The sequence below is a fragment of the Enterococcus sp. DIV1094 genome (genome assembly GCF_017316305.2).
GTDB classification, from domain to species: Bacteria; Bacillota; Bacilli; order Lactobacillales; family Enterococcaceae; genus Enterococcus_B; species Enterococcus_B mangumiae.
The window spans coordinates 1,346,932-1,359,683 of sequence record NZ_CP147250.1 but is presented as its reverse complement, the minus strand read 5'-3'; the positions used below and the strand labels follow the sequence as shown (position 1 = coordinate 1,359,683).

Annotated in this window: 10 protein-coding genes; 2 read left to right on the top strand and 8 right to left on the bottom strand. The window is 39.8% G+C overall.

The annotated features are described in order from the left end of the window. Positions 1-19: 19 nt before the first annotated feature. From opp4B to DOK79_RS06590, 8 genes are all read right to left on the bottom strand, one after another. Entirely contained in the window at positions 20-982 is a 963-nt protein-coding gene (gene opp4B / locus DOK79_RS06625; protein WP_206854576.1) for an oligopeptide ABC transporter permease, read from the bottom strand. Further along, positions 982-1,926, bottom strand: coding sequence for an ABC transporter ATP-binding protein (locus DOK79_RS06620; RefSeq protein WP_206854579.1), 945 nt, complete (start codon positions 1,924-1,926; stop codon positions 982-984). Before DOK79_RS06620 ends, opp4B begins: the two co-directional genes overlap by 1 nt. Then, positions 1,927-2,931: an ABC transporter ATP-binding protein gene (locus tag DOK79_RS06615; protein WP_071867772.1), complete on the bottom strand. Its 1,005-nt coding sequence runs from the start codon at positions 2,929-2,931 to the stop codon at positions 1,927-1,929. 589 nt (positions 2,932-3,520) lie between these two features. Further along, positions 3,521-3,763, bottom strand: coding sequence for an acyl carrier protein (gene acpP / locus DOK79_RS06610; protein ID WP_206854789.1), 243 nt, complete (start codon positions 3,761-3,763; stop codon positions 3,521-3,523). A gap of 119 nt (positions 3,764-3,882) precedes the next feature. Next, entirely contained in the window at positions 3,883-4,884 is a 1,002-nt protein-coding gene (gene plsX, locus DOK79_RS06605) for a phosphate acyltransferase PlsX (RefSeq protein ID WP_206854582.1), read from the bottom strand. Positions 4,885-4,931: 47 nt separating this feature from the next. Beyond that, positions 4,932-6,968: an ATP-dependent DNA helicase RecG gene (gene recG, locus DOK79_RS06600; protein ID WP_206854584.1), complete on the bottom strand. Its 2,037-nt coding sequence runs from the start codon at positions 6,966-6,968 to the stop codon at positions 4,932-4,934. 109 nt (positions 6,969-7,077) lie between these two features. Then, entirely contained in the window at positions 7,078-8,760 is a 1,683-nt protein-coding gene (locus tag DOK79_RS06595; protein WP_206854587.1) for a DAK2 domain-containing protein, read from the bottom strand. Positions 8,761-8,811: 51 nt separating this feature from the next. Further along, complete coding sequence (locus tag DOK79_RS06590; RefSeq protein ID WP_010720424.1) at positions 8,812-9,174, bottom strand: Asp23/Gls24 family envelope stress response protein; 363 nt, start codon at positions 9,172-9,174, stop codon at positions 8,812-8,814. A gap of 270 nt (positions 9,175-9,444) precedes the next feature. Here DOK79_RS06590 and rpmB point away from each other — a divergent pair, with 270 nt between their 5' ends. Beyond that, on the top strand, positions 9,445-9,633 hold the full coding sequence (rpmB, locus tag DOK79_RS06585) for a 50S ribosomal protein L28 (protein ID WP_206854589.1): 189 nt from the start codon (positions 9,445-9,447) through the stop codon (positions 9,631-9,633). Between the two features lie 445 nt (positions 9,634-10,078). Next, positions 10,079-12,748: a YfhO family protein gene (locus DOK79_RS06580; RefSeq protein WP_206854593.1), complete on the top strand. Its 2,670-nt coding sequence runs from the start codon at positions 10,079-10,081 to the stop codon at positions 12,746-12,748. The last annotated feature ends 4 nt before the right edge of the window (positions 12,749-12,752 follow it).

The following is a 12,752-nucleotide window of genomic DNA, read 5'->3' as shown; positions in this document are numbered from 1 at the left end:
TCCCTTCTGTTTGATTTTTTTATTGGATTCGTATACGCGGATCAACAATGCTCATGATGATATCTGACAGCAGTGTTCCGACTAGCGTTGCGATTCCTAAAATCAAGACTAAGGCAGTGATCACGGTATAATCACGTTGACCGATTGAGTCAATAAATAGTTTTCCGACACCAGGGTAACCAAAGATCTTTTCGATAACTACAGATCCGGCGATCAATGACGTAATTTCATACCCCATTTGAGAAGCCATTGGCAATGCTGCATTACGGAAAATGTGGCGACTGAATACTTTGTTGGTCGGCACACCTTTTGATCGAGCGGTACGTACAAAGTCGAGTGATTTTGAATCAATGACTTCACTACGCAGATACTGGATCGTAACAGCTGTGGCTAAAAAGGCTTGTGTGATTGCTGGCAATAGAATGTATTGCAAGCGATCAAACCATTGAGCAATAAAGTTTCCTTGGAAACCTAAGGTCTGAGAACCACTGGTTGGGAACCAGCCTAAACGGTAACCAAAAACGAATAACATGATCAATCCAAAAATGAATAATGGAACAGCAAAACTAAAGAAGTTATAGATAACAACTGCTTTGTCCAAAATCGAATTTTGGTAACGACCAGCCAACATGCCTAACGGTACAGCGATCAAATACGTAATAATTACAGTTAAAACTGATAAATACAAAGTATTGACGACACGTTCACCAATCAAATAGGCAACAGGGCGTTTGAATAAGAAACTTTGTCCGAAATCACCTTGTACAGCATTTCCGATCCAACGGAAATATTGTTCATACCAAGGATCGTTCAGTCCGGCTGCTTGACGCATTTGCTCGATGACAGCTGGGTCTTGGTTTGGGTTGATCAATCCTGTAAAAGGATCTCCAGGCATGGCTTGCGCTAGTATAAAGATCAACACACTAAGAATGATCACTTGCGGGATCATTAAAAGAACTCTTCGTAGAATCGTTTTCCACATTAGCTAGCACCTCCATCTTTCAACGCTACTTTGTGTGTAGGGGTTAATGTACGTAAGTCATACACTCGGCCTGTTGTGTCGTAGTAATCTTTTTGATGTTCGATATACTCGCGTTCAACATTCCGTCGGTTTTGTTTATGCATTTCCCGATTGTCTACATCGATTCGTGGAATCGCAGATAGTAAGCGTTTTGTATAGATGTGGCGTGGATCATTGTAGATATCTTCTCGTGTACCGATTTCAACAAATCGACCTTTGTACATGATCGCAATATTGTCACACATGTGTTTTACGACACCTAAGTCATGAGAGATAAATAAATAGCTCAATCCAAATTCTTGTTGGATGCGTTTCATGAAGTTCAAGACTTGCGCCTGAACGGATAAGTCTAAGGCAGAAACAGGTTCATCTGCCACGATCAACTTAGGATTTGTCGCGACTGCTCGGGCAACCCCCAAACGCTGTCTTTGTCCACCAGAAAATTCATGTGGATACTTGTATAACGCATCTTCTGGCATCCCAACGATATCTAATAAGCTTTTGACCTTTTTCTTTTCTTCTTGATCGCTCAAGCGTTCAAAGTTACGGATCGGTTCAGCGATGATATCCAACACGCGTTTTTTCGGGTTCAAACTAGACATCGAATCTTGGAAGATCATTTGGACGTCTTTGTTATAACCGATTTTTTTGCGGTTACTTCTTTTCGTCACGTCTTTGCCTTCATACATGATTTCTCCGGAGGTCACTTTTTCTAAACCAACCACTGCTTTACCAGTTGTGGATTTACCAGAACCTGATTCGCCAACTAGTCCATATGTTTTTCCTTTTTCAATAATAAAATCGACACCGTCTACTGCATAGACATGGTCTGTTACTCGGTTGAAAAACCCACTGCGAATAGGATAGTGAACTTTCAAATCTTTGATTGTGATTAATTCTGACATCTACACCTCTCCTTTTTCGTCTCTAAAGTGGAAATGTTTATAACATGAGCAACGTACCATGTGATTTGGTGCGATTTCATGCAACACTGGATTTTCTTCGTGAGCGCTCGCTGGAATCCAAGGAATCCGCGGTGCAAAACGACAGCCTGTTCGTGGCATATTTTTCAATGAAGGAACGACCCCTTCGATCACATGTAATTCTGCTTCGTGGTTTCCTTCTTGTGGAATCGAATTTAGTAGTGATTGTGTATAAGGGTGTTTTGGGTTCTCAAATAATTCTTTGACGCCCGCAACTTCAACAAATTGTCCACCGTACATTACAGCAACACGATCGGCCATTTCAGCAACGACACCTAAATCGTGCGTGATCAAAATGATCCCTGTTTTTGTTTCTTCTTGTAAATCTTTCAATAAGTCCAAAATCTGTGCTTGGATCGTTACGTCCAAAGCGGTCGTTGGTTCATCTGCGATGATGATTGGCGGCTTACATGCAATGGCGATTGCGATGATCACACGCTGTCTCATACCACCTGATAGCTCATGCGGATATTGACGACCCACTCGCGCAGGATTTGGGATCCCAACTTGTTCTAATAGTTCCAATGCACGTGCCTGTCTTTGATCAGCAGTCATTTTTGTATGATAAGACAAACCTTCTTTGATTTGGTCTTCAATTCTCATCAGAGGGTTTAACGCAGACAACGGATCTTGGAAAATCATTCCAATATCATTTCCGCGAATTTTGTTATACAACGTTTCATTTAATTCAATTAAATTTAAATCATTGTACATGATCTCCCCTGTGATCTTTGTGTTGTTAGGATCCAACAACCCCATGATCGTTGTAGCTAACGTACTTTTTCCGCAACCAGACTCACCTACGATGGCTAAGATCTCGTTTTTATCTAAAGTAAAAGAAACGTCGTCTACTGCATCGTAATATTCATCTTTTAGACGGAAGCCTGTGTGTAGGTTCTGAACATCTAATAATTGATTATCTGACAATCGAATACCCCTCTCTGCTCCTCGATGGAAGTTCTTTAATAAAAAAAATAATCCTACACTGAATAACAACTTAAACAACAAAAAATTAAATAAGTAGCATTCTAAGGAGTGTGTAATTTATTATTAATAATTATATAGAAAACCGTTTTATATTGCAAGATTATTTCACATTGTTGCCAGAATTATCTGAAAAATCTTACGTCACTATGTGAGTATCAGAAAAAGATTAAAAAAAAATGAGGCGAAGAGCAAACCTTCTCTTTATCCTACTATTTTTATAAAATGAGAATTATTATAAAACATGACAAAAAAACAGGCGCCGATAAAAAACGGGGTTTATTAAAAAAACATTTTTATTTACAAAAGCATAATTATACAAAATATACGGAATAAAAATAATGGAAAATCTGTTAAGGCGTTCCCTTTTCTTCCATGATCTTACTCTTTAAAAAAACTATTTCATAAAAAAACACAACTGAAAAAGCCAAGAAAACATGAAATAGTAAACCTATTTCTGTTTTCTTGGCTTTGATTTGAAATTAGCTTTCGCCAATTCATTCATCGGTTGTTGTGTATTTATTCATTGAATTTATTTCAAGTTATTGCTGATATAATCCACGGCGCCGCCGACTGTTTCGATTTGTTCAGCATCTTCATCAGAGATCTCTGTTCCGAATTCATCCTCCAGTTCAAGAACGAATTCCATGATACTAATTGAATCAGCTTTCAGATCATCTTTAATGTTTAATTCATCTGTCACTTTGTCGGTATCCATTTCAAAGTGATTCGAAATGATTTTAGCTACTTTATTAAATACTTCTTCACGCGTCAATTTTTTCACCCCCACAATTCTTAGAACTACTACGTTTTCTTCACCATAGCTAATTTTACTGACAATTTTTGGGAATGTCCACCCTTTTTTCTCCATGAGCTTGTCAATTCACAGAAAAATCAGTCCTCTTTTTTCTCAAATTGCTCGACCAATTGTCCTACGACGTTGGTTTCAAGCATCGTATGAATCTGGCGGATCGTATAGCGAACAGCCTCTGGTCCGGTTGCACCATGTGTTTTGATGACTGGTGCTTTCAATCCAAATAAAACTGCGCCGCCATGTTTTGAATAATCCATTTCAGCTTTCAATGAGCGCAAACCGTCTTTTAGCAGTAACGCACCCATTTTCCCTTTAATGCCTTCATTCAAAATGGCAGATTTCAACAATGTCATCATGTTCATCGCTGTACCTTCAATCGATTTCAAGACCGCATTTCCAGTAAAGCCATCCGTGACCACGACATCTGCTACGCCATTCAATAGGTCACGTGCTTCTACATTCCCGATGAAGTTCAAGCTTGTTTCATTTTGTAAGAGTTCAAACGCTTGTTTCGTCAATTCGCTGCCTTTAGTTTCTTCCGTTCCGTTGTTCAACAATGCTACGCGAGGACGGCCAATTCCACGAACTTTTCTCGCATAAAACGAACCTAGGATACCATATTGTAAAAGATGCTCTGGTTTATTTTCCGCATTTGCACCTAAGTCAAGCATATCAAAGCCTTCGCCTTCTTTGCCGACAACTGGCAACGTGGACATCAATCCTGGGCGTTCAATATTTTTGATACGTCCGACAATAAATAAGCCGGCTGCTAATAGGGCCCCTGTGTTTCCCGCTGAAAAAATGGCATCTGCTTCCCCATTTTTGACTGCTTGTGCAGCTAAAACCATAGAAGCCGTTTTTTTGCGACGGATGGCTTTGACTGGTTCATCATCACTATTGATTTTTTCGTCAGTATGGACGATCGTGATATTTGTTTGATCTGTTAAATATTTCTTGATTTCTGGTTCTTTACCATAAAGAACAAATTCTAAATCAGGAAAATCTTTTTGTGCTAGAGCTACGCCTTCCACAATGGCTTGTGGTGCGTGATCTCCGCCCATTGCATCTACTGCAATTCTCATTATTGTTTCCACTCCTCGTCATCATTTTTGAACGTATTGATAATCGATTAATCAAAATAACGATTATCTTGGTTGTCTAATTGTAGCTTGGCTGTTAATGGTTGATACTCAGGTAATAATTGCCAGTCTTTGATTTGCCAGATTGCCGCAGCTTCCTCACGGGCAACCTCTAAGACGTTCCCATCTGTGACTAGATCTGCGATCGCAAATTCTGGCAAGCCAGATTGGCGAAACCCGAATACTTCCCCTGGCCCTCGTAACTCTAAATCTTTTTCACTCAAGATAAAGCCATTCGTGGTTTCTGTCATGATTTTCATCCGCTCGACACCTAATTCATTTTTAGGGTTCGCCACGAGGATACAATAAGAAGCCTCACTCCCCCGACCGACACGCCCACGTAGCTGATGTAGCTGGGCTAAACCGAAACGGTCCGCATCCATGATCAGCATGACCGTTGCATTCGGCACATTGACCCCGACTTCGATCACTGTCGTCGACACTAAGATCTGGAGTTGATTTTCTTTGAATGTTTCCATGATCTGATCTTTTTCTTGATTCTTCATTTTACCATGCAATAAGCCAACTTCATATTCTGGTGCAAATAACTCACGAAGTTTTTCATAAATTTCCACTGCATTTTTCACATCTAAGGCTTCCGACTCTTCAATCAGTGGACAAATCACGTACATCTGATGCCCTTTGCGTAGTTCCTTATACGTCCATTCTAACACGCTATCTAGTTGAGGGGTTCTGACCCACCTTGTTTCGATCGGAATCCGCCCAGCAGGAAGCTCATCGATCACAGACACATCCATTTCACCATAAGCTGTGATTGCTAAGGTTCGAGGGATAGGTGTTGCTGTCATAAACAGCACATCAGGTCGCCAACCTTTTTCACGTAGGACCTTTCGTTGATTCACACCAAACCGATGTTGTTCATCCGTGATCACTAAACCAAGATTTTTGAAAGCCACGCCTTCTTGGATCAATGCGTGTGTGCCAACGATGATATCGATCTCCCCATTTTCTAAACGTTCTAGAAGCTCTCGGCGTTCTTTGGCTTTCGTTGAACCAGTCAATAACGCGACTGTTACTTCATTGGGATCAAATAGTTGGGATAAACTTTCCATATGTTGTTGCGCTAAGATTTCTGTTGGGACCATCAGCGCTCCTTGAAAACCAGCAGTCACTGTCGCATATAACGCAATAGCAGCAACCACGGTTTTACCACTCCCTACATCGCCTTGTAAAAGTCGCTGCATGTGATGAGGATTACGGAGATCTCGACAAATCTCATTCGTCACACGTTTTTGTGCCGTCGTTAATTCAAAGGGCAATTTTCTCGTAAACTGTTTTAACCGTTCCACATCATAAAGGATCTCAAGCCCGTTCTTCTCCGATTTTTCTGCTTTTTTAAGTCCTTGTAACTGCATCTGGAACATAAAAAATTCTTCAAAGACGATCCGTCGTTTGGCTTGATGATTTTCCTCATGATTTTGCGGAAAATGCATGCTTCTTACAGCAGTTGAACGATCAAGTAAACGGTATTTTTCAACCAATGATAATGGTAAATTCTCTTCAATAAAATCACCATACTCACTAAATCCTCGGCGGATCAGATCGACGAGAGTCGTTTGACGAATGGATTTGTTGACGTGATAGATGGGAGAGAAATCATCTGGGCTTTGCGAACCAAGGATCTTCATCCCATTTAGTGCTTTACGTTTTGCATCCCATTTCCCATAAACGGCGATTTCTTCAGATAAAATGACTTTATCTTTTAAATAAGGTTGATTGAAGAAAGACACATTGAAAACTTCATGATCTTGCATCATACGAAACTGCAAGCGGCTTTTTTTGTAGCCAAAACGGCTCATTACTGGCGGAGAGACAACCAATCCTTTTAATGTAACTTTTTCTTGGTCTTGGATTTCGTTTAGATTTCTTTCTTGGATATCTTCATAACGAAAAGGATAATAAGTTAACAAATCTTCGATCGTATGGATGCCTAAACTCGCTAAACTATCCGCTCTTTTTTGACCGACACCTGCTAGGACTGTGACTGGATCAGCTAATGAACGCAAAAGACTCCCCTCCTTTAACAAAAAAAGGAACTTGGTCAACGATTCACTGATCGTTGACCGAAGATCCTTTCAAATGATTTTCTGCTCCATCTATCGGCTTCACTCTACATTATTCAGCAGAGAATAAATAAGGATAGACAGGTTGATCCCCTTGATGGATCTCGATTTCTAACTCAGCGTGTTTCTCGCTTAATTGATCCGCTAATGCTTGTGCTTGTTCTGCGGAACCATCTTCTCCGATTAAAATCGTAACGATCTCAGTATCTTCGTTGATCATTTGCTCTAACGTAGCAAATGATGTCGCTAACATGTCTGGATTAGAAATCACGATCTTGCCATCGATCATTCCTAAGAAATCACCTTCTGTGATTTTCACTCCATCGATCATCGTGTCACGAATCGCATGCGTCACTTGACCGCTGACAACGCTTGAAAGCATATCTGTCATCGTTGCTTTATTTTCTTCTAAAGTAGCTTGCTCATTGAAGGACAACATCGCTGTCAAACCTTGAGAAACCGTTTTTGAAGGTACTACAGCAACTGGAAGTTCAGCCACCTCAGCAGCTTGGTCAGCTGCCATAAAGATATTTTTGTTGTTTGGTAAGATGATGACTTTATCTGCGTTTACTTCGTTGATTGCTTTCACGATATCTTCCGTACTTGGATTCATCGTTTGACCACCACTGATCACGTAGTTCGCTCCTAAACTTTCAAACAACTCTTGCACACCTTTACCCGCTGCAATTGCAACGATTCCATAAGGCACACGAGGTTTTGCTTGTGCGACAGGCGCTGAAGGTGCTTGATCATGTTCCAAGATCGTTTCATGTTGTAGACGCATGTTGTCTACTTTGACTTTCACTAAGGAACCGAATTTTTGACCATAATTCATGACTTCACCAGGATTTTCTGTATGCACGTGCACTTTGATGATCTCATCGTCATTGACCACTAATAGAGAGTCACCCAATCCATCTAGATAGTTACGGAATTCTTCATAATCGAATGTACTATCTACTGTCGGCCCTTCACCGATCTTCACCATGATTTCTGTACAGTAACCATAATGGATATCTTCAGTAGCTAATTGACCTTGCACGCTACGATGATGTTCTGCGTTCACCATATCATCCATTTGAGCAGGAGATGGTTCATAGACTTCATCTGCTTGATATTCTCCATTCAACGCAGTTAGAAAACCTTCATATACAAATAGCAGACCTTGTCCGCCACTATCAACAACGCCCACTTCTTTTAACACAGGCAATAAATCAGGTGTTTTAGCTAACGCGCGTTTACCACCTTTGACGACAGCAGTCATGACTTCGATCACGTCATCTGTTGACTTTGCTTTTTTCTCACCAGCTTTTGCAGCTTCTCTTGCAACTGTCAAAATCGTTCCTTCGACAGGCTTCATTACTGCTTTATAAGCTGTTTCAACGCCATGAGTGAAAGCCGCAGCTAATTCTGTAGCTGTTAAGACAGTCACGTCAGGGATTTGTTTTGAAAAGCCACGGAACAACTGAGACAAAATGACCCCAGAGTTTCCTCGGGCACCCATCAATAATCCTTTAGATAGTAACGCTGCTAATTCTCCTACCTTTTCATAGGTAGAATCAACAACGGCTTTTGCGCCACTTGTCATTGATAAATTCATATTTGTACCGGTATCTCCATCGGGAACCGGGAATACATTTAGCGAATTGACATATTCTGCATTTTTTTGTAGCCGATTCGCACCGGACTGAACCATTTCTTGGAATTGGCTTGCACTAATTTCTGTTACACTCACCTAGATAATCCTCCTTCAGATCGACTGCTGAACAGTCAGCAAGTCTCCTGCCTAGTCTGGCAGTACACGAACACCTTGCACGAAGACATTTACTGAATTGGCTGTAACACCTAGTAAAGTCTCCAAGTTATATTTCACTTTTTCTTGGACATTACGAGAAACTTCCGAAATTTTTGTTCCATAACTAATGATCGTATAAACATCTACAGCGATCCCATTAGCTTCTTGGCGGACAACTACTCCTCTTGAGTAATTTTCTTTACGTAAAATTTCAGTGATATTATCTTTGATTTGATTCTTGCTAGCCATTCCTACAACACCAAATACATCTGTTGCGGCACCACCAACAACTGTTGCGATGACATCATTGGTAATTTCAATGGTTCCAGCTGACGTTTGAATTTTTACAGCCATGAATGAGCCTCCTTAACGGGTAAAATATTCCCATTTTTCTACTATCACATTTTATCATAGCGTCCACGGAAATAAAAGGTTGTTCCCTTAAAGTACTCAAAAACCATTGAAAAAAATAGGAAAAGACCTTGTTCACGTTACATTTAATCAATGAAAATGTCAACCAGATCTATGAAAATATGCTTGCAAATTCCCACGCTATATGATATGTTATTCTGGTATGAGCTGAATTTACTATTGCTCCAAATCAAGGCAAAGGAGGAAATTTACATGGCAAAAGTTTGTTACTTTACAGGTCGCAAGACAACAAGTGGAAACAACCGTTCACATGCGATGAACTCAACAAAACGTACTGTTAAACCTAACTTGCAAAAAGTTCGCGTATTGATCGACGGCAAACCTAAAAAAGTTTGGGTGTCAACTCGTGCGTTGAAATCAGGAAAAGTTGAACGCGTATAATTGAATGAAATGATTTGAACCGTTCAACAAAATGAACGGTTTTTATTTTTAACGAATTATTATCAAATGAGAAACATGTTCTCAACTCATTCGAATCAAGTAGATAAAATAAAAAAGGCTTAAAACAATCAATCACCCAGATAATTGTTTTAAGTCTTCTTTTATGTGCCACTATCCCTAAGATAGTGATAGGTATATGTTTTTTTATAATTGTTACAAATAAAACATAACGCATTTGCAAACGCCTGTCAACACTTTATTTTAAAGTAGAAAGTGTTTTCTTATTTTATGTTATTTTCTTAATAGAAATGTAATTTAAACAGACTGATGTTATTTAATTTTAAATGTAATTTTTTTATGAATTTGATTGTATTTTCAGCAAGTAAAATCATGAATGTGATAAACTAAATATAACTTCTTATAGAAATTTGGTGACTGAATTGTAATGAAAACAACATTGAAAAAATTCTTAAAAGAAAACGGCCGCTATGCAGCTGCTAGCTTCTTTATCCCTTTTCTGATTCTTTTATTGGTATATTTAAGTATCGGTATTTATCCAGGAAGTGATCGAAGTATCCTGGCAAGTGATGCTTTCTCACAATTTTCAAACTTTCATGCAAGCTTCCGTAACATGTTGTTAGGGAAACAAAGCATTTTTTACACGTGGAATGCTTCACTTGGTTTAAATTATCTATCATTGATTTCTTATTATTTGGGTGGACTTTTCACCCCACTCGTTTTATTGTTCCCTAATCAGCTGATGCCAGATGCCTTGTATGTCATCACCTTACTAAAGGTTGGTTTCGCAGGATTGTCTTTCTGGTTTTTAGCACGTAGCTATCGCATTCCAAATTGGGGACAAGTCGCATTAAGTGTGAGTTATGCATCGATTTCATTTATCACTGCCCATTCACAGATCATTATGTGGTTAGACACCTTTATCTATCTTCCTTTGATCATTTTAGGTATCCATCGGGTAATGGATCAAAAGAAACCCGTTTTATTATTTGTCAGCTACTTGCTTTTATTCCTGTCCAGTTTTTATATGGGCTTCATGGTCGGTGTTTTTTCCTTTTTATATTTTGTCACACGACTACTGACGAATTGGCGGGTATACAAAGGTTCGATCTTACCCTATGGCATCACTTCCTTATTAGCAGGAGGCGCTTCGATGGTGATCATCTTGCCAGCTATCCTCGATCTACGTTCCAATGGCGAAGCGTTGACGCAGATCACCTCCTTAAAGACAGAAGCGACTTCTTATTTAGATCTATTGATGAAAAATATGGTCGGTGTCTATGATACGACAAAATATGGTTCGATTCCTTTTATCTATGCTGGGTTACTTCCTTTGGCATTGTGTCTCTTCTATTTTGTCAGTCGTAAATTCCCGTTAAAGAATAAGTTGCTATTCGGCGGATTATTTGCAATCTTGATTGCTAGCTTCTATTTAGTACCTTTAAATTTATTCTGGCATGGGATGCACGCGCCAAATATGTTTTTATTCCGCTATTCGTATCTGTTTTCTTTCCTCGTCCTCTTATTAGCAGCCCAAAGTTGGGAAAAGGTACAGGAGAACGATCACAAACGATTGCTAGGAGTCATCATCGTACTAGCAGCTGCTTTTGCTACCGCTTGGGGAATCAAACCAGCTGACAGCTATACGTATGTCACGCTTACGTCCTTTATTTTGACGCTGGTCTTTTTAGGACTGTATGCTTTGACGATCGGCTTATTCCAACAACATCCGTTTGACTGGAAACGATTGAGTATCCTCTTGCTCCTAGTAATGACAGCCGAAGCAGCAGTCAATACAAATAGCATGATCCATGGGATTCTCGATGATTGGAACTATGCCTCACGAAGTTTGTTTACAGAGCCATATCCTGAGATCAAAACATTAGTGGACGCGTCAAAACAAGATTCAGATACTTTTTATCGCTTAGAAAACCTTGATCCTGTTTCTCCAAATGATTCGATCAACTACGGTTATAGCGGGATCAGTATGTTCTCTTCCATCAGAAATCGTAACTCCTCCTCCTATCTGGACACTTTAGGCTTCCGTTCAAGAGGAACAAATTTGAATATTCGCTACAATAATAATACCTTGCTGATGGATGGATTTACGGGAATCAAATACAACATCGCTAAAAATGATAGTAGTTTCAATAAATATGGTTTCCAACCAGTCAAAGAAACGGAAAACTACACGTTGTTCGAGAACAACAATGCTGTGCCATTGGCGTTTAAAGCACCCTTGACGATCAATGAGATCGAGCAACCGGTGTCCGATAACCTAACGAGTCAAACGAATTTGATGAATGCTCTTTCTGGATTGAATCAACAATTCTTTACGTTCTACACACCGACCCTAAAAAGTCATGAAAACACAGAGATCGTCAACACGACAAATGGGGTCACGTATAAAGAAACAGCAAATAATTTACCAAAAGATTTAACTTGGGAAGTTCAAGTACCGGCGAATACTCAAGCGTATCTAAGTTTATTCCCAACGAATTTTGCCCAATTAGAAAGCTCTACAGCAACTATTACCGTGAATGGAGTATCTAGAAAATCTCAACTCAATATCACTGGTCAATATTATGATTTAGGTTATTACCCACAAGATACAACTGTCACTTTCACTGCAAGCTTCTACGGAACAAAAGAAGTCAGCTTTATGGAACCAAAAGTGGTGGGACTTGACGTAGTGGCTTATCAAGCAGCAGTCAACCAAATCAGAAATAATGGTGTAGAGATGACTACGACTGGCCGAACAGCCACAGGAACAGTCAATGCGACGGAGAAAACAATGGTAGCAACCACGATCCCTTACGATGGCGGTTGGACAGCTAAGATCGATGGTGAAAAAGTCCCTGTAAAGAAATTCCAAGATGCCTTTATTATGATCGAAGTGCCTAAAGGCGAGCATACGATCACCTTTAGCTATCTACCAAATGGTTTCATCCCTGGCTTACTTCTCTTTATTGGATGTATTGCCTTGTTCCTCTTATATCTGTGGTATCTTAAACGGCAACCATTTGGCGGTATCATCGATCCTACAAACGGCAGTGATGACAAGCGTCCAAGACGTGAGCGTCGTAGAGCAAGATAAAAAG

What these genes read in the sequence shown, in the direction of transcription:
- opp4B (WP_206854576.1), bottom strand. Translation starts at nt 982, where the DNA reads ATGTGGAAAACGATTCTACGAAGAGTTCTTTTAATGATCCCGCAAGTG.
- DOK79_RS06590 (WP_010720424.1), bottom strand. Translation starts at nt 9,174, where the DNA reads ATGGCTGTAAAAATTCAAACGTCAGCTGGAACCATTGAAATTACCAAT.
- rpmB (WP_206854589.1), top strand. Translation starts at nt 9,445, where the DNA reads ATGGCAAAAGTTTGTTACTTTACAGGTCGCAAGACAACAAGTGGAAAC.
- DOK79_RS06580 (WP_206854593.1), top strand. Translation starts at nt 10,079, where the DNA reads ATGAAAACAACATTGAAAAAATTCTTAAAAGAAAACGGCCGCTATGCA.
- plsX (WP_206854582.1), bottom strand. Translation starts at nt 4,884, where the DNA reads ATGAGAATTGCAGTAGATGCAATGGGCGGAGATCACGCACCACAAGCC.
- DOK79_RS06620 (WP_206854579.1), bottom strand. Translation starts at nt 1,926, where the DNA reads ATGTCAGAATTAATCACAATCAAAGATTTGAAAGTTCACTATCCTATT.